This is a genomic window from Nonomuraea sp. NPDC050547, from assembly GCF_044457345.1.
Classification (GTDB): domain Bacteria; phylum Actinomycetota; class Actinomycetes; order Streptosporangiales; family Streptosporangiaceae; genus Nonomuraea.
On the sequence record NZ_JBITGW010000019.1, the window covers coordinates 109,795 to 132,279 of the forward strand.

The 22,485-nt window shown below is 69.9% G+C and carries 22 protein-coding genes and 1 riboswitch; of the genes, 11 read left to right on the top strand and 11 right to left on the bottom strand.

What is annotated here, in order from left to right; genetic code table 11:
- The first annotated feature begins 60 nt into the window (after nt 1-60).
- Nucleotides 61-942: an NAD(P)-dependent oxidoreductase gene (locus tag ACIBHY_RS39935; RefSeq protein WP_397309430.1), complete on the top strand. Its 882-nt coding sequence runs from the start codon at nt 61-63 to the stop codon at nt 940-942.
- A 66-nt stretch (nt 943-1,008) separates the two neighbouring features.
- Here the strand turns inward: ACIBHY_RS39935 and ACIBHY_RS39940 are convergent, their stop codons facing one another.
- Nucleotides 1,009-2,496, bottom strand: coding sequence for an MFS transporter (locus tag ACIBHY_RS39940; RefSeq protein WP_397309431.1), 1,488 nt, complete (start codon nt 2,494-2,496; stop codon nt 1,009-1,011).
- A gap of 90 nt (nt 2,497-2,586) precedes the next feature.
- On the opposite strand from ACIBHY_RS39940, the gene ACIBHY_RS39945 reads away from it, so the two are divergent.
- Nucleotides 2,587-2,934, top strand: coding sequence for a winged helix-turn-helix transcriptional regulator (locus tag ACIBHY_RS39945; RefSeq protein WP_397309432.1), 348 nt, complete (start codon nt 2,587-2,589; stop codon nt 2,932-2,934).
- Nucleotides 2,935-3,325: 391 nt separating this feature from the next.
- Here the strand turns inward: ACIBHY_RS39945 and ACIBHY_RS39950 are convergent, their stop codons facing one another.
- Entirely contained in the window at nt 3,326-4,807 is a 1,482-nt protein-coding gene (locus ACIBHY_RS39950) for an alpha/beta fold hydrolase (RefSeq protein WP_397309433.1), read from the bottom strand.
- A 28-nt stretch (nt 4,808-4,835) separates the two neighbouring features.
- A complete protein-coding gene (locus tag ACIBHY_RS39955; RefSeq protein WP_397309434.1) occupies nt 4,836-5,942 on the bottom strand; it encodes a serine hydrolase domain-containing protein in 1,107 nt (368 codons plus the stop codon).
- Between the two features lie 175 nt (nt 5,943-6,117).
- On the opposite strand from ACIBHY_RS39955, the gene ACIBHY_RS39960 reads away from it, so the two are divergent.
- Nucleotides 6,118-7,260: a sensor histidine kinase gene (locus ACIBHY_RS39960; protein ID WP_397309435.1), complete on the top strand. Its 1,143-nt coding sequence runs from the start codon at nt 6,118-6,120 to the stop codon at nt 7,258-7,260.
- Nucleotides 7,257-7,937, top strand: a complete 681-nt coding sequence (locus tag ACIBHY_RS39965; RefSeq protein ID WP_397309436.1) for a response regulator — start codon at nt 7,257-7,259, stop codon at nt 7,935-7,937. Before ACIBHY_RS39960 ends, ACIBHY_RS39965 begins: the two co-directional genes overlap by 4 nt.
- A 197-nt stretch (nt 7,938-8,134) precedes the next feature.
- Here ACIBHY_RS39965 and ACIBHY_RS39970 read toward each other — a convergent pair whose 3' ends face one another.
- The 3 genes from ACIBHY_RS39970 to ACIBHY_RS39980 all read right to left on the bottom strand — a co-directional run bounded on the left by ACIBHY_RS39970 (nt 8,135) and on the right by ACIBHY_RS39980 (nt 10,903).
- Nucleotides 8,135-9,004 carry a hypothetical protein gene (locus ACIBHY_RS39970; RefSeq protein ID WP_397309437.1) on the bottom strand — a complete coding sequence of 290 codons (870 nt, stop codon included), beginning with the start codon at nt 9,002-9,004 and terminating at the stop codon, nt 8,135-8,137.
- Between the two features lie 39 nt (nt 9,005-9,043).
- Nucleotides 9,044-9,481 carry a peptidase inhibitor family I36 protein gene (locus tag ACIBHY_RS39975; protein WP_397253971.1) on the bottom strand — a complete coding sequence of 146 codons (438 nt, stop codon included), beginning with the start codon at nt 9,479-9,481 and terminating at the stop codon, nt 9,044-9,046.
- A gap of 228 nt (nt 9,482-9,709) precedes the next feature.
- Nucleotides 9,710-10,903, bottom strand: coding sequence for an NAD(P)/FAD-dependent oxidoreductase (locus tag ACIBHY_RS39980; RefSeq protein ID WP_397309438.1), 1,194 nt, complete (start codon nt 10,901-10,903; stop codon nt 9,710-9,712).
- A gap of 509 nt (nt 10,904-11,412) precedes the next feature.
- Here ACIBHY_RS39980 and ACIBHY_RS39985 point away from each other — a divergent pair.
- The 7 genes from ACIBHY_RS39985 to ACIBHY_RS40015 all read left to right on the top strand — a co-directional run bounded on the left by ACIBHY_RS39985 (nt 11,413) and on the right by ACIBHY_RS40015 (nt 16,964).
- Nucleotides 11,413-12,345 (top strand): RNA polymerase sigma-70 factor, encoded by a 933-nt coding sequence (locus ACIBHY_RS39985; RefSeq protein WP_397309439.1) that lies wholly within the window; start codon nt 11,413-11,415, stop codon nt 12,343-12,345.
- A 40-nt stretch (nt 12,346-12,385) separates the two neighbouring features.
- Nucleotides 12,386-13,612 carry a cytochrome P450 gene (locus tag ACIBHY_RS39990; RefSeq protein ID WP_397309440.1) on the top strand — a complete coding sequence of 409 codons (1,227 nt, stop codon included), beginning with the start codon at nt 12,386-12,388 and terminating at the stop codon, nt 13,610-13,612.
- 7 nt (nt 13,613-13,619) lie between these two features.
- Nucleotides 13,620-13,826 (top strand): ferredoxin, encoded by a 207-nt coding sequence (locus ACIBHY_RS39995; protein ID WP_397253978.1) that lies wholly within the window; start codon nt 13,620-13,622, stop codon nt 13,824-13,826.
- A 166-nt stretch (nt 13,827-13,992) separates the two neighbouring features.
- Nucleotides 13,993-14,391 (top strand): helix-turn-helix domain-containing protein, encoded by a 399-nt coding sequence (locus ACIBHY_RS40000; protein WP_397309441.1) that lies wholly within the window; start codon nt 13,993-13,995, stop codon nt 14,389-14,391.
- Nucleotides 14,392-14,426: 35 nt separating this feature from the next.
- Entirely contained in the window at nt 14,427-14,888 is a 462-nt protein-coding gene (locus tag ACIBHY_RS40005) for a VOC family protein (protein WP_397309442.1), read from the top strand.
- 343 nt (nt 14,889-15,231) lie between these two features.
- Entirely contained in the window at nt 15,232-15,675 is a 444-nt protein-coding gene (locus ACIBHY_RS40010; RefSeq protein WP_397253982.1) for a CBS domain-containing protein, read from the top strand.
- Complete coding sequence (locus tag ACIBHY_RS40015) at nt 15,672-16,964, top strand: ArsB/NhaD family transporter (protein WP_397309443.1); 1,293 nt, start codon at nt 15,672-15,674, stop codon at nt 16,962-16,964. Before ACIBHY_RS40010 ends, ACIBHY_RS40015 begins: the two co-directional genes overlap by 4 nt.
- Before the next feature lie 183 nt (nt 16,965-17,147).
- On the opposite strand, the gene ACIBHY_RS40020 is transcribed toward ACIBHY_RS40015, so the two are convergent.
- From ACIBHY_RS40020 to ACIBHY_RS40040, 5 genes are all read right to left on the bottom strand, one after another.
- Nucleotides 17,148-18,434: an MATE family efflux transporter gene (locus tag ACIBHY_RS40020; RefSeq protein WP_397254292.1), complete on the bottom strand. Its 1,287-nt coding sequence runs from the start codon at nt 18,432-18,434 to the stop codon at nt 17,148-17,150.
- 5 nt (nt 18,435-18,439) lie between these two features.
- The gene (locus tag ACIBHY_RS40025) at nt 18,440-19,462 is read right to left on the bottom strand and encodes an LLM class F420-dependent oxidoreductase (RefSeq protein ID WP_397309444.1); all 1,023 of its coding nucleotides are present in this window, start codon (nt 19,460-19,462) and stop codon (nt 18,440-18,442) included.
- A gap of 20 nt (nt 19,463-19,482) precedes the next feature.
- Nucleotides 19,483-20,634 carry a YcaO-like family protein gene (locus ACIBHY_RS40030; protein ID WP_397309445.1) on the bottom strand — a complete coding sequence of 384 codons (1,152 nt, stop codon included), beginning with the start codon at nt 20,632-20,634 and terminating at the stop codon, nt 19,483-19,485.
- Between the two features lie 241 nt (nt 20,635-20,875).
- Nucleotides 20,876-21,559: a (2Fe-2S)-binding protein gene (locus ACIBHY_RS40035; protein ID WP_397309446.1), complete on the bottom strand. Its 684-nt coding sequence runs from the start codon at nt 21,557-21,559 to the stop codon at nt 20,876-20,878.
- A 167-nt stretch (nt 21,560-21,726) separates the two neighbouring features.
- A riboswitch (cobalamin riboswitch) is annotated at nt 21,727-21,926 on the bottom strand.
- Nucleotides 21,890-22,312, bottom strand: coding sequence for an ATP-binding cassette domain-containing protein (locus ACIBHY_RS40040; protein ID WP_397309447.1), 423 nt, complete (start codon nt 22,310-22,312; stop codon nt 21,890-21,892). (Overlaps the previous riboswitch by 37 nt.)
- Between the last annotated feature and the right edge of the window lie 173 nt (nt 22,313-22,485).

The following is a 22,485-nucleotide window of genomic DNA, read 5'->3' on the forward strand; positions in this document are numbered from 1 at the left end:
ACAGCCGGCCGACAGCCCTGCCGGGCACGGTGAAGGCACCGAACGACGAAAGGCACCGACATGACCGCGCACAAGACCCCCGTTACCGTCATCGGCCTTGGCCCGATGGGCGCGGCCCTCGCGGCCGCCTTCGTGAACGCCGGCCATCCCACGACGGTCTGGAACCGGACCGCGGGCAAGGCGGACGCGCTCGTCGCCGGCGGTGCCGTCCTGGCCGCCTCGCCCGCCGAGGCGGCTGCCGCCAGCCCGCTGGTGATCGTCTGCGTGCTCGACTACGACGCCTCCGACGCGATCCTGCTGCCGATCTCCGACTCGCTGAAGGGCCGCACGCTGATCAACCTCACGGCCGACACGCCCGCCCGCTCCCGCGCCGCCGCCGTCTGGGCCGCCGAGCACGGCATCGACTACGTCGACGGAGCGATCATGTCGCCCACCTTCACCATCGGGACCCCTTCTGCCGTCGTGCTGTACAGCGGCGGCGAGCAGCCGTACCAGGCTCACGCAGGGACGCTGTCCGCGCTCGGCGGCACGCACACCCACCTCGGCGCCGACCCCGGCCGCGCCGCAGGCTACGACCTGGCGCTGCTCAACATCTTCTGGACCTCGATGTCCGGCCTCGCCCACGCCTTCGCCATGGCCGAGGCCGAAGGCATCAAGGCCGCGGACTTCGCGCCCTTCGCCCAGGGAATCATCGGCCTGCTGCCCGAATCCGTGACCAACACGGCGGGCAAGATCGGCCACGGCGAGTTCTCCGCCGACGTGTCCAGCATCGCCTCGAACGTCACCACGATGGATCACATCATCCATGCCGCGCAGGACCGCGGCATGGATCCCGGTCCGCTCGGGGCCGTGCGCCCTGTGGCCCAGGCCGTCGTCGACGCCGGGCATGGCACCGACGACATCGCCCGGCTCTCCCTGCATTACCTGAGCACCCGTTCCTGACCTTTCATCGAGGAGCGCATCCCCGCCTGGCCGGGGCGGGTGCGCCGACGGCGCAGGTGGTCCGGCTCATGAGCGATCGTGGACAGGTGCGTCGCGCAGCAGCACCATCGCCGTCGCGGCGGTCAGCCACAGGACGACCGCGGCGGCGGTCAGAGCAGCGCTCAGGCCGGTGTGGAACGCGCCGTGTGCCAGGTGGAGGAGGTCGGCCGCCTGGGCGGGAGGGAGTATCGCCGCGCTGTCGACGGCTGAGCCGAGCGATCGGCTCGCCTCGGAAGGCGGGCCTGGCAGCGCGGCACGGTAGACGACCGACACGACCGTGCCCAGGATCGCGATCCCCAGCCCCGCACCCAGCTCGAACGAGGTCTCCTGGATGGCGGCCGCCTGTCCCGCACGCTCTTCGCTGGCCGCCGACATCACCAGGTCCGCGCCGAGCGTCATCACCACGCCGGCCGCCGCTCCCGCGACGACCAGCACAAGGGGTACGGCAGGCCCGCCCAAGGCCAGGGGGAGAACGGCCAGCGCCGCGCCGAGGGCGGCCAGCGCAGCCGCCACGCTGGAGCGGCGTCCCCAGCGTGCCGCCGGCCACGGTGCCGCGGCCGCGCCCACCGCGTTGGCGGCGGCCAGCGGCACGAGCGACAAGCCGGCCTGAAAGGGACCGAGCCCGTCCACGAGCTGGAACCGTTGGGTGAGAAGGAACAGCAGCGCCGTGTTGGCGCCGAAGCAGACCAGCACACTCACCGTCGCGACGCCGACCCGGCGGTCGGCGAACAGAGACAGATCCAGCAGCGGTTCCGCGGCACGCCGCTGGCGCAGCACGAACAGCACCGCCAGCGCCACTCCGGCCGACCCGGCGACCGCCGGCACCAGCGACGGATCCTCGGCCAGGTGCTTCAGCCCGTAGACCATGAGAGCGAGAGCGGCGACCGACAGCGCCGCGTCCGCCGGTCTCCAGCGGCGCGGCGCGGGATCCTTGGACTCGGGGATGAGCCGGGCACCGATGATCAGCACGAGGGCCACGATGGGCAGGTTGACCAGGAAGACCGAGCCCCACCAGAAGTGTTCGAGGAGCAGTCCGCCGAGGACGGGGCCGAGCATCGCGCCCGCGCTGTGCGCCGCCGTCCACGCTCCTAGCGCGATCGTCCGCTCATGGGCGTCGGGGAAGACCGACCTGATGATCGCCACGGTAGACGCCATGATCATCGCCGCTCCCACGCCGAGCAGGACCCTTGCCCCGATGAGCTGGGCGGTCGTGGCGGACATCGCTGCCGCGGCCGAAATCACGCCGAACACGGCGAACCCGGCCAGTACCATGCGCCTGCGGCCGAGCCGGTCTCCCAGGGTGCCGGAGGTCACCAGCAGTGCCGCGAGGGTGAGCGAGTAGCTGTCGACGATCCACAACATCGCGCTCGCGCCGGGCTTCAGGTCTCTGGACAGGCTGGGCAGGGCGACATGCAGCACGGTCACGTCGATGCCGACCAGGAACAGGCTCGCGCACATGACGGCGAGGACCGCCCACTTGCGTGGCGTCGAAGGTAGGTGAACGTCTTGGTGCATGGGCACCAGCCTGCGGATAATACTGCGTATTCTACAAGTACTGTCTTTGATGTGTCATAGTGCCGATTTGTATAGGAATAGAGGTCACAGGTGCGGAAGAGGTTGCACGACAAGCCTGCCAACTGCATGGTCGAGGTGGCCATGGAGATCCTCGGCGGCCGTTGGAAGCTGGCGATCGTCTACAAGTTGCTCCAGCGCACGCATCGCTTCGGCGAACTCCAGCGGGAGATGCCCGGCATCACCCCGCGCATGCTCACCCGGCAACTCCGGGAACTGGAGGAGGACGGGATCATCTCCCGCATGGTCTACCGCGAGGTGCCACCCCGGGTCGAATACTCACTCACGGACACGGGCCGGAGCCTGGAGACCATCGTCGGCCTGCTCGACACCTGGGGCAGGTCATACCTCGAGGACCACCCCGCCATCCAGGCAGGATAACTCTCCGGAGTCACGGACCGCAGAGAACGTCAAAGTCTCCGCCGACGACCGGGCCCGACACGGCGAAGGCCTGTCACGCGATGGCCGCGGCGGGGCCTCGCCCACCCGGGGACCTACACGCCTGATCCTTCCGCGGCCCATCGGCCCATTCCCTTCGGGACGGCTTGGGAAGGCGCCGGAACGGGCCGGTGAGACCGCACTCGTCCAGGCGTTCTCCGTTGTACTCGCCGACCGGAGTTCAGACCAAGGAACCGGGCGTGCCCTCACCGTGGTGGCCGGTCAGGACGGCCTGGCCGACGAGATCCGCCGCCTTCGCTGAGATCAGGCCGGCCACCGTGCCGGCGTTCACGACAAGAGCACCACCCGCATCACGGCCGAATCCGGCGGAAGGTTACCGGACGGGCTTGACCTTGATCGGTGGGATGCGCCGCAGGCAGGAGGTGTCGCCGAGGCGTTCGTGGCGGATGAAGCCGGTCACGATCGCCTTCGCGCAGCCGGTGGCGTCGAGCTCAGGTATGTGCCCGGTGTTGGGCACCGGCAGGAATCGGGCGCGCGGGAACTGCGCCGCGTTGCGCCGGCCGTTCTCATCGGAGGTGTTGCTGTCGAGGTCGCCGGAGATCACGAGCGTGGGCACGTCGGGGAGTTTCCCGGTCAGCGTGTACGGCCGGGCCGTACCCTTCGCAGGCCAGGCGATGCACAGGTCACCGCCGTCGAGCGGACTGGTGGCGAAGGCGCGCGGACTGAACGTGCCGAACTCGGCGGGGCGGGCGCTTTCCACGGAGCGGTGGAACTGCCGCCACCGCTCGCGCAGGGGTGCGTGCACCGACCACGGCCTGGCGTAGTCGTTGCAGACCACACTGGTGCTCAGCGCCTGGTCGTCCTGGTCGGCGGCGAGTTCCTTGAACACGCCGCCGATCTCCTTGACCAGCGGGCGGAAGTCGCCCCGGGCCGCGTGGTGGAGACGGGCCGGCATGCGGCCGAGCAGCGACGCCTTGCCCGGTGTGCTGCCCACGGCGTCGCTGGCCGGGAACGTGAGCACGAGGGCCAGCATGGACTCGGTGAGCGTGAGGGCGCGCGGTTTGCCGTCCACGGTGACGGTCATCGGGCGGGGCTCGGCACGCAGCCGGGCGTTGACGGTCCGCAGGTCGGCGACGACGGCGTCGCCGTCACACGCGGCGGCGCGCTCGCAGATGCGCCGCAGGGTGAGGGAGACCGCCCTGGCGCTGGGCCCGCCCAGGGGGTCGAAGCCGACCGGGTAGGCGCCGGAGAACAAGACGGAGCGCACGGTTTCCGGGTGACGTTCGGCGTAGATCGACATCAGGTAGGTGCCGTAGGAGACGCCGTACAGGACGATCTGGTCGAGGCCGAGGCGGCGCCGTACCGCGTCGATGTCGTCGGCGGTCGCGGCCGAGGTGTAGCCCTCGGCGCGGGGGCCCAGGGTGGCGGCGCAGCGGGCGGCGGCGCGGCGCAGCTCGGGCCGGGTGAGCAGGGCGAGGCCGGTCAGGCCGCAGGTCAGCTTGCCGGACTGGCCCGTGCCGCGCGGGTCGATCAGCAGCAGGTCGTGGTCGGCGGCCAGCGATCTGGTCAGCTTGGTGTAACCCTTCGTGGACTCGATGGCACCGCCGCCGGGGCCGCCCGGGTTGACGACGATGGTGTTCCTGGCGGGTTTCGACTCGTCCTTGCGGCGGATCAGGGCGTAGGCGACGTCGATGGTCCCCAGCGCCGGCTTGCCCGCCACCAGGGGGCGCGACTCGGTGCCGCATTCCACGCGGTGGCCGGCGACGGTGGGACACCAGGCAGGCGCGCTCTGCGCGGAGGAGGACGGCGACAGCACGGACAGAGCCGTGGTGATCGCCATGAGGGCGGAAATCAAGGATGTTCCTGTCTTTCGCGAAGGCGGGTCAGCCGCAGAACAGCGAGTTGATCACTTTGGTGAGCTGTGCCGGATCGGCGAGCTTCGGGCTGGCCGTCGTCAGGCTGAGCACGGCCCGGTGGCGCCCGTCCAGCGTGGAGGCGACATAGGTGGCGTAGCCGGAGATGCCGCCACTGTGCCCGTAGACGCGTTTGCCGCACGGAGTGGTGGAGCGGAAGATTCCCAGGCCGGGTTCACCGTCGCCTTGGTCACCGGGCGGCGGGGCCGTGACGTCGAGCATCTCGCGCAGCTGTGCCGGCTTGAGCACCTTGCCGGACAGCAGGCGCTCGATGAACCTGTCCAGGTCGGCGGTCGTGGACACCATCCCGCCCGCCGCGTGGGCGGTGGTGGTGTTGAGCCGGGTGATGTCCAGGGGCTTGCCGTCGACCCACTCGTAGCCGCGGGCGTGCGGGCGGGGCAGCTTCGTCTTGTCGCCGGGGTAGAAGGTGGCTCGCAGGCCGAGGCCCCTGGTCGCCTCCTCGGCCCAGGGCTTGCCGCTCGCCTTCTGGATGATCATGCCGAGCAGGTAGTAGTTGGCGTTGGAGTAGGAGTGCCGGGTGCCGGGCGGGAAGTCCCGGGGCGAGTCGTCGGAGAGCTTGACCAGTTCCTCGACCTCGACGTGGGTGTAGCGGTGCTTCAGCGCGCCGTCGGTCAGGTACTTGGTGTTGCTGGCGTCGGAGTTCAGGCCGCTGGTGTGGCGCAGCAGCATCCGCACGGTGATCTTGCCGCCGTCCTTGAGCACGCCGGGCAGGTAGGTGTCCACCGTGCCGTCAAGCTGGACCTTGCCCTCGCCGGCGAGCCGCAGCGCTGCCGTGGCCACGATCATCTTGGTCACGCTGCCGATCCGGAAGTGCCCGTTCAGCGGCACCGGCGTCTTCCTGCCCCACACCGCGGTCCCCGAACGCGCGCTCCACGTCCGCCCGTCCTGGACCACGCGCACGACCGCGCCCGCCTGGCTGAGCGCGGTCAGCTCGTCCAGGTTGCGCTGCACCACGGCCTTACGGTCGCCGGGCGCGCTCGCCTGCGCGCTCGCGGCCTGTGCGGCCAACGTCACGGTCGCCGCTGCGGCCAGGATCGCGGTCAACGTCTTCTTCATGGGGTCGGCCCTTTCTCACGTCTGTTTGGCATGCCCTTCGACCCTAGAAGTGGATCTGACGTGGGAATTCAGCCGTGAGGGCGATCCTGAGGACAGGCCACAGGAGGAGGCGGACACGGCCGCGTATCTTTGGACACGCCACCTAAGTCGGCGCTCGTCTAGGCTGGTGCCTCCCATGACGACCCCACTACCAGCGCTCCGGCGGTGGCTGACCAGGCACCCGCGAGCGGCCGACCTACTGCTCGTGTGCACGTTGATCGTCTTCGACGTGCTGATCTGGGCCGACCACAGCACCGACCAGGGCCTGCTGCGGCCCGCGCTGATCGTGGCCCAGGTGACGCCGCTGATCTGGCGGCGCACCCACCCATGGGTCGCCTTGGCGCTGGTGAGCGCCTTCTCCCTGATCCAGGGCATGACCGCCCCACCGGACGATCACACCGGCGGACTGTTCGTGGCCTTCGCCGGATACGCCGTCGCCCGCCACGCCCGCCCGCCGCTCAGCGCGGCGGCGATTCCCCTCGTGGCCGCCACCCTCCTCGTGCCCGACCTCATCCGGCCCTGGCTGGGCATGCCACCGTCCACCGACCCCGGCTGGAGTGTCACGGCCCTTCTGCTGCTGCTCACGGTCTGCGCGGGAGCGTGGTCGCTGGGGTTCGCGCACCGCCGTACCCACCTCTACGCGGTACGCCTGCGCGCCGAGCAGGAGCGCAGCACCAGGCGCGCCCTCGCGGCCGAACGCGCCCGCATCGCCCGCGACCTGCATGACCTGATCGCCCACCACGTCAGCGTCATCGCCATGCAGGCCCGCTCCACCGCCGAGACCCTGCCCGGCGAACCGGGCCTGGCCGTGATCGGAACCTCCGCCGACACCGCCCTGACCGAGATGCGCAGAATGGTCGGCCTGCTCACCGACGACCACGACGGCCCGCAACCCTCCCTGGCACATCTCGACCGGCTCGCCGCCCCCGCCAGGACCGCCGGCTGCCACGTGGAGATCACCATGCCCGGCCACCTCGACGTCCCCGCCGCCGTCCAGATCACCGCCTATCGCATCATCCAGGAGGCGCTCACCAACGTCCTCAAGCACGCCGGAGCCACCACCGTCGACCTCACCCTGCGCCAGGCACCGGGAAACCTGACCGTCACCGTCACCAACGGCCCGCCTCAGACCGCCCGCCCACCAGCCCCGCCGGGCTCCGGGCTCGGCCTGATCGGCATGCGCGAACGCACCGCCCTCTTCGAAGGCGCCTTCAGCGCAGACTGGACGCCCGAGGGCGGCTGGCGGGTCGAAGCCGTCCTCACCTGGCAGGACACATGACCCCGATCCGGCTGCTGATCGCCGACGACCAGGAACTCATCCGCGCCATCCTCAAGGCCACCCTCGCCCGCCGCCCCGACTTCGCCGTCGTCGGCGAGGCCCGCGACGGCGAACAAGCGATCGCCGCCGCCCTCGACCTGCGCCCCGACGTCATCCTCATGGACGTACGCATGCCCGGCCTCACCGGCGTCGACGCCACCCGCCGCATCCTCACCGAGTGGCCACACCCCGAGCCCTGCCCCCGCGTGCTCATCCTGACCACCTTCGACCTCGACGAGTACGTCCACGACGCGCTGCGAGCCGGAGCCGGCGGCTTCATGCTCAAGAACGCCACCCCCGACCAGCTCGCCGAAGCCGTCCGCGTGGTCGCCGCAGGCGAGGCGATGCTGGCACCCACCGTCACCCGCCGCCTCATCGCCACCTTCACCGCGACCCCTCCTCCCACCCCCAAGGCCGTGCCCGAGGCGCTCGCCGCCCTCACCGCACGCGAACTCGACGTCCTGAACCTGCTGGCCCGCGGGCTCTCCAACGCCGAGATCGCCCAAGCACTGAACCTGACGCAGACCGGCGTGAAAGGACGCGTCAACCGTCTCCTCGGACGGCTCGGGCTGGCCAATCGTGTGCAGGCGGCGATCCTCGCTCAGGAACATGGACTGATCACACCGCCCGGGATGTGATCACGACCCTTTCCGATGCTTCACCTTGTGGGCTCATATCGCCCCCTGACCTGCTCGAACATGACAGGCGGGGATGATGTTGTCCGAGCCGAGGGTCCGTCCAGTGATCGGCTCTGGCCCGTAGCCGGTGGTGGCGTCGAGTGGCGGCGGCTCGTTCGACGTGTTTTCGGTTCTTCGCGCGGTTGACCGGTCTGGGGTCAGTTGCGGGCGATGACTCGGCGGGCGGTCTCAAGCTGCCGGATCTTGACGGCCCGTAGCTGCTGGAATTTCTTCGGGTGGCTGCGGATGGCGTCGTTCTGGATGCGGGTCTCGGCTGCCGTCCAGATGGACACGAGGTCGGTCTTGCCCTTGCATCTGAGGTCGGCCTGGGCGGTGCGGATTTCCTGGGGGGTGGGGTGGCTGGTCTCCCAGCGCGGGTCGGTGATCGCGGTGAGCGGATCGGGGTAGCGGAAGCCTTCGCTCTCCATGCACGCGCTCCAGGAGCGGAAGGCCCGCTTGACCTTCTCGTCGTGTTGGGAGGCGTCGAAGGAGGCGAAGATGATCTTGTTGAAGAAGCCGGCGTCGGCCTTCGGCGTTCCGGCTGACAGGTGGTCGCGCGCTTGGCCGAGGCATCGCTCGGCGGCCGCTCGCACGTCCGGTGGTGCCTGTGTCGTTCGTGCGAGATCGTTCTGCTTGCGGGCGGCCACGGCCGGGTGGTCTGGTGGGGTGTGGTACCCGAACGCATCGGCGATCGCGTGCTCGATGATGCCGTAGCGGCGGCGGTGTGGTGGTTCGCTCTGGCTGTCGGCGGGGGTGTCGAGCGCCTGCCAGCGCATGCCGCGTGCGCGCAGGCAGTCACCGACCAGCAGGTCCTCGGCCACCTCCAGGGTCATGTTCTCGGCCGGGCTGACGTCGTAGGCGTCGAAGGGGAGGGTGAGCCGCCGGGCCTGTTCACCGGGTTCCGGGACGGCGGCCGCGTGCGACGGGGGCGGCAGGGTCGCGGGTGGTGCCGCCGTGCAGGCCGGGACCGCTCCGGCGAGAAGCGCCGATGCCAGGGCGATGCTCCATCGCCGGAGCGGATCGATCATCGCCTGCGCCGGGTGGACGCCGCCTCTGCGCAGGTCATGTCAGCGCTTCAGCGAGGTGGTCTTGTTGTCGAAGCCGTTGTTGGTGAGGTCCTTGTCCTGGCTCTCGGCTCGTGCGGCGTATCCGGAGGCTCCGGCGCAGCTACGGCGGTCGTAGAAGCGGATCTTCCGGTTGTATGTGTTCTTGTGAGAGCTCGCCCAGTTGTTGTACCTGTTCGGCAGGGTCCCGCATCTACCGGGCGCGGGCATCCTGATCTGGATATAGGTCCGTCCTCGGAAGTCGTCGTGCTCGAACAGGCACAGGCGGTTGTTGGCACACGCGGCTGATCGCACGGCCACTCCCCCGACGACCTCGTAGGAGACTTCGTCGCCGGGCGCTGCCACGGGAGCTGCGGTGGCCTGGGCGGCGGGCCCGTAGCCTGCCAATCCCAGGAAGCTGAGCGACAGGGCGCCGGCGATGAGAGCGGTCTTACCCTTCATGTGCGTTCCTTTCCCTATTGCGTGGGGCGACTCAAGATCTTTTGCTGGCCGGGACCGCCTCCTCTCGCGGGAGGCCGGGGGCCCGCCCGATCACAGAACCCGTTCATGCGGGCTGCTTTCGCTCGGGCCGATACTCAGGCGACGAACGCGAGGCCACTGCGGGGACAGCCGGCCTGGAACTGTTCGAGGTGCCAGGCCGGCAGCCGTCGCCGGCGCATTCGCGGGCGGCTACGCGGGCGTTCTCTCGGTGGTCGTGTCCGGTGCGGGGGTCAGGCGGTGCTTGCGCTTGGGCATGCCGAAGGTCGGGTGCGAGGTGGCCCACAGCGCCATCGTGAGGATGCCCGCCTTGACGCGTGCGGCGTTGCGGCCGCCCTCGTACGCCGGCTTGGCCTGTCCTTGGTCGTCGACCGTCTGCCGGATCCCGTCCCTTCTGCCGAGGCTGATCTGGTTGTAGGTGTAGATCAGTTTCGTGTGGGGGATCGTGCGGCCCGTCAGGCGTCCCACGATCGCCTCGATCGCCTGCCGGCTGGTGTAGCCGGCGGAGGCACAGGACATCGGCATCGGCCGGCCGTTGTCGCCGATGGCGTGGGCACTGTCGCCGATGGCGTACACGTTCGGGTGTGAGACCGACCGCATGGTGCGATCGACGATGATCTGGCCGTTCCCGGTGACCTCTAGCCCGGCGGCGGCGGCGATGGGGTCGAGCGCGAACCCGGCCGTCCACGCGGTCGCGTCGGACGCCAGGGTGGTTCCGTCGGCGCACAGCACCCGCGTCGCTTCGACGGCTTGGACGCTGGTGTGCTCCAGGACGGTGACGCCCAGCCGGTCGCAGGCCCGGCGCAGGTGGCCGCGGGCTCCGGCCGAAAGCCGGGCGCCCAGCTGCCTGCGGGCGATGAGCGCCACCGACAGGCCGGGCCGGGATTCGGCGATCTCGGTGGCGGTCTCGATGCCGGTCAGCCCGTCACCGACGACCACCACATTCCCGCCTTCGCCCCACCTGTCCAGGCTGGCCAGGCGCTCGCGCAGGCGTAGCGCGGAGGGCCGGGCGGCGACGTCGAAAGCGTGCTCGGCCACGCCGGGGGCACCCTCGACGTCGCCGTGGCTGCCGAGCGCGTGGACGAGCGTGTCGTAGCCGAGTCCGCCGGCGCCGTCGGACATGGTGATGACCTGGCGTTCGGGGTCGATGGCGGTGACACGGGCCAGGCGCAGCCGGATCCCCGTGCCCGCGAAAATGTCGGCGAGCTTCGGAGCCTCGACCTCCTGACCGGCCACCAGCTGGGGTAGCCGCATCCGCTGGACGAAGTCCGGCACGGCATTGACCACGGTGATCTCGGTATCGGACGGGGACAGCCGGCGGGCCAGGATTCCAGCCGCGTAGGCCCCGGCATAGCCGGCGCCGAGAACGACGATCCGGTGCTTCATGTGGTGCTCCTTTCGGGCTTGTTGCCGCTGGGTCGCCGATTTCCTTGATCGAGGTCGCCGCGCGCCTGTGCCGAAAGGTCCTGGCAGTCGGCGTACACCTGCTGGAGCATCGGGTAGAAGCCGTGGCCGAAGAGCATCCGCAGGGGAGGGCCTTGTCGGTCACGCCCAGCTCCAGCGCCGGCACCGCCTGGCCGTAGGCGGCGGCCAACTCGTCAAGGCTTGCGGTGTTCCGCGCGGTCGCGGTCATCTGGTCGCCGCGCGACAGGGACGGCCTCGACGAAATCGCGGCCCAGGCCGCGTGACGAACCAGACCTTGCTCATGATGTCTTTTCCGTTCCTTCTGTGGCGGCGGTCGCGTGGTGTCCTGATGACCATGCGGCGTCGGCGCCCCGGGCTTTGTGACGGTGCGGCCCTGTGACGTGTGTCACCGATCACAGGTGTCACACAGCGGCAGGCACCGGCGCCTTGTGCATAGAGCAAGAGTCGCGGGGACCAGGCGGGAGGCAGGTATGGACGAGCACGGGAGCGCGACGACGGGCCCGGCCGAGCCGATGGACGGCGCCGCCGAGGCGACCGAGGTGTTCCTCGCCCACCGCAATCTGCTGTTCACCGTCGCCTACGAAATGCTCGGCTCGGCCGCCGACGCCGAGGACGCCCTGCAGGAAACCTGGTTGCGGTGGATGAAGGTCGACAGGAGGCAGGTGCGCGACCAGCGCGCCTACCTGGTGCGGGTGACCACCCGGCGCGCGCTCGACCGGCTGCGCACCATGCGGCGCCTCAAGGAGGACTACGTCGGCCCATGGCTGCCTGAGCCGCTGCTCACCGCGCCGGACGTGGCCGAGGACGTCGAGCTCGCCGAGAGCGTGTCGATGGCGCTCATGCTCGTACTCGAGACGCTCTCGCCCACCGAACGCGCCGTCTTCGTGCTGCGCGAAGTCTTCGGTATCAGTCACGAGGAGATCGCGGCCGCCGTGGGCAAGAGTTCGGCGGCCGTCCGGCAGATCGCGCACCGCGCCCGCCGGCATGTCGACGCCCGGAGGCCGCGTGAGGCGGTCTCCCCGAGCCAAGTCCGGGCGGTGCTGGAGTCGTTCCGGCGCGCGTTGGAAACCAGGGACCTTCAGGGCCTGCTCGACGTGCTCGCCCCGCAGGTCGTCCTGGTGAGCGACGGCGGCGGCGTCAAGCAGGCGGTGCCGCGGCCGATCACCGGCGCCGGCAAGGTGGCCCACATGATCGTCAACGGCCTCGACAAGGCCCAGATCGCGCTCACCAGCGAGCCCACCGTGGTCAACGGCAACCCCGCGCTCCTCCTGCGCATGGACGGCGAGATCGACGGCGTCATCGCGGCGCGTGTCGAGCACGCCCGCATCACCGGCCTGTACTACGTCCGCAACCCACACAAGCTGACCCGCATCGCCGCCGAGACCCCGCTCACCCTGCGATGAACCCCAACGACGAGCCAGATCTCATACTGGGAGGTTCTTCATGACGAACAGCGTTGCCGACGAACGCGCCGGCCTCGAGCTGCCGGTCTCACGTGGCTGCCCGTTCGCCCCGCCCACCGCCTACGAACGGCTGCGCGAGCAGGCGCCGATCAGCAAGGTACGCCTGACCAGCGGCGGCCAGGCGTGGTGGGTGTCCGGGCACGAGGAAGCCCGCGCCGTCCTCGCCGACCCCCGCTTCTCCTCCGACAAACGTAAGGACGGCTTCCCCCTGTTCAACCTCGATGCGGCCACCCTGCGACTGCAGCGCAGCCAGCCGCCGGTGATGCTCAGTATGGACGGCGCCGAGCACTCCGCGGCCCGCCGCCCGGTGATCAGCGAGTTCACCGTGAAGCGCCTGGCCGCGCTGCGCCCGCGGATCCAGGACATCGTCGACCATTTCATCGACGACATGCTCACCGCCGGCCAGAGGCCGGTGGACCTGGTGCAGGCGCTGTCCCTGCCGGTGCCCTCCCTGGTGATCTGCGAACTGCTCGGCGTGCCGTACACCGACCACGAGTTCTTCCAAAGCCGCACCACCATGATGGTGAGCCGGACCTCGACCGCGGACCGCAATCGCGCCTTCATCGAACTGCGCGCCTACCTCGACGACCTGGTCACCCGCAAAGAGTCCGAACCCGGCGACGACCTGCTCAGCCGGCAGATCGCCCGGCAACGCCGGGAAGACGGTGCCGTCGATCACACGGGCCTGGTGAGCCTGGCCTTCCTGCTGCTGACCGCCGGACACGAGACCACCGCGAACATGATCTCGCTCGGCGTGGTCGCGCTGCTCACCCATCCGGAGCAACTGGCCCTGATCACCGCCGATCCGGACAAGACCGCCATGGCCGTGGAGGAACTGCTGCGCTACTTCACCATCGCCGACACCGTCACCTCCCGGCTGGCCACCGAAGACGTGCGGATCGGCGGGGTGAGCATCAAGGCCGGCGAGGGCGTCATCGTCTCCGGCCTGTCGGCCAGCTGGGACCCGGCGGTTTTCACGAAGCCGGGCAACCTGGACGTCGAGCGCGGCGCCCGCCACCACCTCGCCTTCGGATTCGGCCCGCACCAGTGCCTCGGCCAGAACCTGGCCCGGGTGGAGCTGCAGATCGTCTTCGACACGCTGTTCCGCCGCATCCCCGCCCTGCGGCTCGCCGTACCGGCAGAGGACCTGCCCTACAAGACGGACGCCGTCGTCTACGGCGTCCACGAACTCCCGGTCACCTGGTGAGCGGGACATGATCCGGATCAAAGCCGACACCGGCCGTTGCGTCGGCTCCGGCCAATGCGTCCTGACCGAACCGGCCGTCTTCGACCAGGACGACGACGGCATCGTGGCCCTGCTGACCGACCAGCCCAGCGACCAGCTCGCCACGCGGGCACACCACGCCGTCACTTTGTGCCCATCTCAAGCCCTGTCCGTCCTTCAGGAGCAGGCACAGTGATCTTCGCCGGCGCGCTCACCCTCGGTGGAGCTGGTGCGGTTTCAGGCCGGGCATCCCCGCCCCAGCTCCAGGAGCCCACGGGCGCGCGCGGGCTACGATGCCGGCCCGTACCGCACGTCGATGGGTCGCCTGCCCGTCGCCTGCCCGCGTTGACTACGCTTGGTTCGTGCTCAGCCCGGGTGAGGACCAGAACCGGCGGCTGTTGCGTGCACGGGATGCGATGGACCGGGAATTCGCCCACGCCCTCGACATACCCGCGCTCGCGCGCATCGCCCTGATGTCTCCCACCCATTTCACCCGGTCGTTCCGGGCGACGTTCGGCGAGACACCGCACCGGTACCTGCAACGGCGGCGGATCGAACGTGCGATGGCGTTGCTGCGGTCCACGTCGGTCAGCATCACCGACCTCGCCGCGCAGGTCGGGTTCGAGAGTCTGGGGACGTTCAGCCGTACGTTCCGGGCCATCGTCGGCATGTCCCCCACCGAGTTCCGGGCAGGCACGTCACCGGTCGATGTCCCGGTGTGCTTCATCAAGGCGTGGACCAGACCGAGTCGTTTCGGATAAGTCGTTACGCCCTTACCGTCCGTAGGGTTCGAGGCATGTTCTCTCGTATCAGCATTCATTCCGTGTACGTGCTCGACCAGGACGAGGCGCTGGACTTCTACGTCGGCAAGCTGGGCTTCCAGGTGACCTCCGACGTCGATATGGGATTCATGCGCTGGCTCCTCGTCGCTCTGCCGTCCGATCCGGACCGGTCGATCCTCCTGGAAAAGCCGGGTCCGCCGTCGCTCAGCGAGGAGTCCGCCGCCCAGGTCCGCGACCTGGTGACCAAGGGCGCCCTTGGCGTCGCCGCGATCCTCAGCACCGACGACTGCCAGAAGACCTACGACGCCCTCCGTGCCAAAGGTGTTGAATTCACCGAGATGCCCACGCAGCAGCCGTACGGCATCGACTGCGCGCTGCGTGACCCCTTCGGCAACCACATCAGGATCACGCAGCAGGCGGCGGGTCCCGTCGAGGTCACGGATGAGGACATCGCGCGCTGGCGCGCTGACAAGTAGACCTGTCACTGCTCGCCGACCCGGCACGCCTGCCGAAAGGGCCGCGAGGGATGGTGCTGCACGAGCCCGTGTACGGGAAGCACGGGCAGCTCGGCACCACCTCGCGGGTCGTGTCGCAGTCGGGGAAACGGAAGATCGAGTGCACAGAAACGATCACACGCCGGGATCCGGCGGGCCTGCACGGGATCCCCAAAGAGGTCGTCGTTCACTTCGGCCGAAAGGCCGTCGGCGCGGGCATGGCGGGGCTCTCGCCGATCTCGACGCTGATTGATAGATTCCTTACAGGTGCGCCGGGAAGTCTGGTCGGCAATTTCTGCCGTCTACCCCTGGAAAGGCGTCCGCCGTGCGCGCTCTCGATCTGCTCACCGACTTCCCCACAGTCACCTTGGACACCGCGGTGATCGATGCCGCCCGGCTGCTGGCCGACCAAGATCTGCCCGGCCTGATCGTCGTCGACGAGTCCGGCCTGCCGGCCAGCATCCTGCCCGGAACCCAGGTACTTCGCCTGGCCGTCCCCGGCTACTGCCAGGACGATCCCGCGCTGGCTCGGGTGGTGGACGAAGCGCACGCCGATGCCCTGCTCACCTCCTTGACCGGCCGGACCGTACGCGAGGCGCTGCCCGCCCAGGCCCGCGAGCTGCCGGTCACCGACGCGGAGGCCACCGCGCTGGAGCTGGCCGCGCTGATGGCGCGCACGCACAGCCCGCTGGTCGCGATCGTCAGCGGGGATCGTCTGCTGGGGGCGGTCACTCTGCAGGCGCTCATGGACGGGCTGCTGGCCCGGTGACCGTGCTGGCCTGGCTGTCGGTTGCGGTCTTCCTCGGCGCCTACGCGCTGATCGCCACCGAACGCATCCACCGGGTCGCCGCCGCGCTCGGCGGCGCCGGCCTGATGCTGCTGATCCACGCCAGCGACGCCGGAGCGGCGTTCTTCTCCGAGCGGACCGGTGTCGACTGGAATGTCATCTTCCTGCTGCTGGGCATGATGGTGATCGTCGGGGTGCTCAAGCAGACCGGCGTGTTCGAGTACCTGGCCATCTGGGCGGCCAAGCGTGCCCGCGGCCGGCCGTACCGGCTGATGGTACTGCTGGTGGTGATCACCGCGTGCGCGTCGGCGCTGCTGGACAATGTGACCACGGTGCTGCTGATCGCGCCGGTCACCTTCCTGGTGTGCCAGCGGATGGCGTTGCCGGTGGTGCCGTACCTGATCGCCGAAGCGATGGCCTCCAACATCGGCGGCGCCGCCACCCTGATCGGGGATCCGCCCAACATCATCATCGCCAGCCGGGGCGGGTTGTCGTTCAATGACTTCCTCGTGCATATGGCGCCGATGGTCACCGTGCTCATGGTGGTGTTCGCCGGACTGTGCAGGATCTTGTTCCGCAAGGTGTTCGTCTACGACCCGAAACGCGCCGCCGAGATCATGGGGCTCAATGAGCGGGAGGCGATCGCCGACCGCGCTCTGCTGTGGCAGAGCCTGGCTGTGCTGGGCCTGGTGATAGCGGCGTTCGTGCTGCATCCGGTGCTGCACTACGAACCCTCGGTGGTAGCGGTCCTGGGCGCCGGTCTGCTGGTGGCGGCCACCAAGGTGACCACGGAGCAGGCCATCGCCGAGGTCGAATGGCCCACGCTGGTGTTCTTCATGGGCCTGTTCGTCATGGTCGGCGCGCTGGTCGAGACCGGGGTGATCGGCCAGGTCTCCCGCATGGCGGTCGACGCCACCGCCGGTCAGCTCGGGCTGGCCACGATGGTGTTGCTGTGGGCCTCGGCCGCCTTGTCGGCCATCGTGGACAACATCCCCTATGTGGCCACCATGAGCCCGATCGTGGCCGACCTCGTCCAAGCCTCGGGCGGCAACGACAGCGCTCAGGTGTTGTGGTGGGCGCTGGCCTTCGGCGCCGACCTGGGCGGCAACGCGACCGCCGTCGGCGCTGCCGCCAACGTGGTCGTCATCGGCATCGCCGCCCGCAACGGCACCCCGATCAGCTTCTGGCAGTTCACCAAGTACGGACTGATCGTCGCCCTGGTCACCGTGGCGCTGGTCACCCCTTACTTGTGGCTGCGCTACCTCCTATGACAGGCCTGGGTTCGTCACAGCTGCGCCGGCCGCCGAGAGTGCTCATCTCCGCTTTCCGCCAAGGAGGTGCTCAGGTGGCCGCTTCTCGCGCAGCCTTCTCCGAGCGCCTCACCGCCGTCGCGTCCACACCGGCCGGGCTGGTGGAATACCGGCCGAACGCGGCGATCCGACGTACCCATCTCATCATGCTCCCCGTTCATGGGTGGTCGACATCACTGAGCCGCGCCGGGCACGCAGCCCAAGAAGCACGGCCAGGAGGATCGCGAAGGCGTTCCACGCCAGATAGATCCCGGGCAGCCCGAGGCCGAAGGTCAGGCCGAGCAGCCAGGAGAGTGGGATGAGCAGAAGGTAGTCGCAGGCGACGTTGGCCAGCATCACCGAGCGGGTGTCGCCCTGGGCGCGCAGGAAGCTGCCGGAGGCCATCGCGGGCACCATGGGCGCCAGGCTCAGCATGGCCAGCGGCACCACCTGCCAGGCCAGGGCGACGACCTCGGGGTTGTCGCTGAACCACGACAGGACCGTGGTACCGCCGAGCAGGAGCGACCCGGCCGGCACGGCGAAGACGATCAGCAGTAGCCGGGTCCCGGTGCGCCGCCGGTGCACCGCCCGGTCCGTCTGGCCCGCGCCGATCTCCTGCCCAGCCAGGATGACTACGGACGCCGAGGCCGAGGCCATCACGGTGAAGACGATGAGCAGCAGGTTGTCCACGATCCGGTACGCGGCCAGCTCCAGAGTGCCCATCCGGGCGGCGAAGCCTGCGAGCAGCGCCTCGTTGAGGTAGCCGACGCCCATCGCGCTCATCTCCGGCCAGCCGATCCGCCACAGTTCCCCGGCCACGGGCCGGCCGTCGGCGGCCACCCGGGGCAACCGGGCGCGGCCGTACACCAGCAGGAACGCGGTGCCGGCGACGGTGGCCGCCAGGGTGGCCAGAGCCGCGCCGGTGACGCCGAGACCCGCGGAGAAGATCAGCCACAGCCCGAGCGGCAGGTTCACCGCGTTGACCAGCAGCGCGTGCCACATCGCCGCCCGCGTCACCCCGACTCCGGAGCAGGCGCTCTGCAGGGTGAAGGAGGCGGCGGCGAACGGCACCGCGAACGCCAGCACCCGCAGGTACTCCACCCCCGGCCCCGCCAGCTCGGCGGAGGCACCCAGCAGGGTCAGCGCCGATCCGGCGACGGCGTACAGGACGGCGCCGATCGCGGCCCCGGCCAGGATCGAGGTGCCCAACCCCACGCGGACGACTCGCATCACCGCCGCGGGTGTGCCGGCGCCATGCGCCTGCGCCACTTTGATCTGCACGGCGGTGGCCCAGCCACGCACCACGACCAGGGCGATCAGGTAGACGGGCGCGGCCAGCGCGAAGGCGGCCAGCGCGGTCGTGGAGTATCGGGCCAGCATGACGGTGTCGACGACGTTGACGACGATCTGCGTCAGCCCCGCCACCAGCAACGGCACCGTCAGCGCCCACATCCGTCTCACAGCACGGCCCGTGCGGCCTCCAGGAAGGCCGGGTCGCGGTCGAGCAGGATGACCGTGTCCACCCGGGACTCCCGCCACACGGCGAGCCGCTCGGTCATGGCCTCGATCGGGCCGATCAAGGCCACCTCGTCGAGCAGCCGGTCGGGCACCGCGGCCGTGGCGGCATCACGGTCACCGGCGGCGAAGTGCTTACGGATGTCGTGAGCCGCGCCCTCGTACCCCATCTGGACGACCACGTCGGCATAGGTGTTACGCACGCCAGGCGAAGCCGCGCCGATCAGATGGGAGTAGAGCGGGCGTAACCGCTCCCGCCCCGCCTCAACCGTGTCAGCGTGCGCGACGTACAGAATGGGGCAGATCTTCACATCCCCCGGCGCGCGACCTGCCCCGGCGATGCCCGAGTCCAGCGGAGCCAGGATCGCGGCCTCGTGCTCGGGCGCGTACATCCCCGACAGCCACCCGTCGGCGAGCTCACCGGTGAGCGACAGGTTGCCGGGCCCAATGGCCGCCAGATACAGCGGAATGCGCGGCCGGAGCGGTGTCATCTCCGAGCGGATCGGCCGCGCCCGCCCCGTGGAGCCCGCACCCGTGTACGGCAGGCGGTACAGCTCGCCGGCGTACTCCACCCGTTCCTCGCGCGCGATGGCCTTACGCACGATCTCGACGTACTCCCGGGTGCGGCGCAGCGGCCGGTCGTACGGCAGGCCGTGCCAGCCCTCCACGATCCACGGCACCGACAGCCCGAGGCCGAGCTGGAACCGGCCGCGCGACAGCACGTCCAGCGTCATCGCGGTCATCGCCGTGGCGGCCGGTGTACGGGCCGGGATCTGCATGATCGCGGTGCCCAGCTCGATGCGCTCGGTCACGGCGGCCAGGTAGCCGAGCACGCTGACGGCGTCCGGTCCGTACTCCTCCACGCTCCACACGGAGTCGACGCCGATGCTCTCGGCGTGCCGGATCGCCGGCAGCACCTCCTCCATCGGCTCGCCGCCGTAGCCCATCGCAAGTCCGAGCCGCATGTCTTCGTCTCCTCCTGGGTTCACGCGAAGGGCAGGGGCACCGGTGTCAGATCTGATGACGGCGGGATCCGGCTCCCGCCCATGAACGGGAACGCGGCCGGGGCGTTGCAGGACAGGCCGGGCACGATGACCCGGGCGACGTGCAGGTCCATGCCTGCGACGGTGAGGTCCACGGCGTAGGCCCGGAAGGTCGCCGCGCCCCTGGCGGGCGATCCTGCGGGGTGGCGCAAGCGGTCGAGCGTCTCGCCCCGCAGGCGTACATCCAGGTAGAGCTGGACGTGCAGGCGCACGTCGTTGACCGAACGCCAGCCGCGCCGCAGGTCGTCGAGGTAGCGGCGGTCGGCGCGGCGTGGCAGGTACGGTGGTCCGGGATCCAGGCGCAGCAGCACGCGGCCGGTCTCATAGGTGCCGATGGCCTCGGTGAACGCCTTGGCTGCGGCCTCCTCAGCGGTCTCCCGGCAGGCGCTGCCGAATCCCACGATCCCGCGCTCGCGGTCCTCGACGAAGACCCCGGCGACGATCGCCCCGAATTCCGATGGAATCTCCAGCGGCGTGACCGTCAGCCCGGACGTCGCCGCCTCGCCCAGCGCGGTGGCCAGCGGGCCCGTCTCGGGCACCGGGAGCGGGGCGGCTTCATGGCGGCCGGCCCACCAGAGCGTGACCGCGTCACGTTCCAGCACTTCACGCAGGGCCGCCCGCCTCGCCTGCTCCCGCGTCGGGCCGGCGGCGGTACCGGCCAGGACCGGGTAGTTGGTGTACGGCTCGCCGCGGCGTGGGCCGGTGAAGTAGTTGACGTAGACCAGCGAGGCGGGCACCAGGACCCGCTCCCCCGAGGTCAGGTCCTCGGCGGGCACCCAGGTGATCTCCAGTTCCCGGGTCATCGGGACGAACGGAAAGCCCTTGGCCGCGTACTGGGCGGGAGAATAGAGGGCGAAGTCCCGAGGGTCGAGTGCGGGTTCGGTCAGATCTCGGTGGGCGGCTCGGGTCAGGCCGCCGGGCACCTGGTTGGCGCAATGGCGCTCGATCGCCTCCCCGATCGCGGCCAGGCGAGCTGCGTCTTCGTCACCGAGGGCCGCGCCACCGGTCACCTCTGTCCCTTGAACAGCGGTGTACGAGACCATGCTGGCGACGACAGGGTGGCGTGGCCGGTCCCGGCGCACTTCGCGGATCATGAGCAAGACCTTCCTGGGTGTGCCGGGACCGGGAAATCAGGTCTTACTCGTCGTCGTCCTCACGCCACTCGAACGGCGAGTCCACCGCGGGGGTGTGGGACTTCAGGCAGGTCTGCGGGTCATCGGGTTCGGCGAAACCGTGGTGCGCCATGTGCGTCCTCCTTCGGCATTCTGCACAAGTGATGCAGTTGCGAACTCTTCGCAAGAAGTTTAGGCACAGGCTCACCGGGATTTCAAGAATTCATTTGTCCAGCAGGGCGCAGTCCCCGCATTTATCGCCGTCCGGCACCCGGTAATAGAGACAGCACGTGGTGCGCCGGAACGCGAGTTCTGGAGAGGTGAGGGAGCCTTTCCCGGCCAGCCCGCCAGTGGCCAGCAGCAGGTTCACCAGCCGAGCGGCCCGGGGGGCGAGCTCCGGGCGGGCGGTTGCCACGGCACGTCCGGCTTCGGCGACGGCCGAGGCGGCGTTGCCATACAGGAGTCCGGGGGCGACTTTCACCCGCAGGCCGCGCGCGAACGGTTCGAGGTGGCGGCGCACCACCATGTCGTAGAGCAGGGCGGCGACCTGGCCTTCCGTCCCTGCATGCCATCCCGCGAGCGTGGGCAGCCGCAGGCGTGAGTCGTCGTCGGCGCGGTCGAGCCGGGTCAGGTCGGGGATGACTCCGCGGGTGAGCACGGCGCCCACGACAGGCGACCAGAGGCGCGCGGCGTGGCTCAGCTGGGCGATGGAGGCGCCGATGCGCAACTCGGCGGTGTCGTACCTGGCGGCGGTCGCCTCGACCAGATCGGTGAGTCCGCGCGCGTAGTCGGCGCTCACGTCGTGCCATCCCGCGGGGTCGCCGCCAAGGTGCGGAGCGAAGAACGAACCGAATTCGGCGATTTCCTCGAGCGTGCTGCGGACGGACTCTTCCGACGCCGCTTCCATAACTCCAGGCTCCATTCTCAAAAAGGGAATGACTAAATGGCCGGACGGCAAATCCGGCAGTTTCTGGAGAGATCAGGGACTACTCACGGCGGGATCGAGCGGCCGACGGCACGCCATCGTTCTTCAGGCGCCATGGCCTGCTCCTCTCCGGGGAAATCCGCCCCAGGTCGTCGAGGAGGCGACCGCGTGAGTCTCCTGGCTCTCGGGTCGATGCTCGTCCCCGCCTTCCCACCCCCGGGGAAGGGTGGTGGCGTCGAGGGGATCCGCTCGCCGATCACAGTGGCGGGACCGCGCCGGAGTCACACCGGCTTCCTCAGTCCGCGCTCGCCTTTACCCGGCCATCATGACACGGATCCGGTCAGTTGGGCGGATATGAGGCGGGTGTAGGCGCCATCGCCGGTCAGGAGCCTCATGGGTGCCGGTCTCGGCGACGCGGCGGGATTCCCGTACCACGATGCGGTCGGCGGTCAGGATGGTGGACAGCCGGTGGGCGATGATCAGCGTGGTGCGGTCGCGACGGACGGAGGCCACGGCGGCGGCGACCTCCTGCTCGCTTTCGGTGTCGAGGCTGGAGACGGCTTCGTCCATGACGAGGATGGGCGCGTCCTTGAGGATGGCGCGGGCGATGGCGATGCGCTGGCGCCGGCCGCCGGACAGGCGGGTCCCGAACTCGTGGGCCTGGGCGGCCGTGGCGGCGGAGATGACGGACTGCGGCTGGGCGCCCTCGCCGCTTCGGCCGACAGGTCCGGGCATGCTGCTGCCTCACGGACTCGCGGTGCCGGCGCAGGATGGCGTCCGGGCCGACCACAAGCCGCAGCCTGTGCAGGACCGCGCGGGGCAGTGCGGTCAGGAGCTCCGCCGGGAAGAAGCGGTCCTCGGGAGCGAACCTCACCCGCGCATCGGCGCCGAGCTGCCGTTCCAAGACC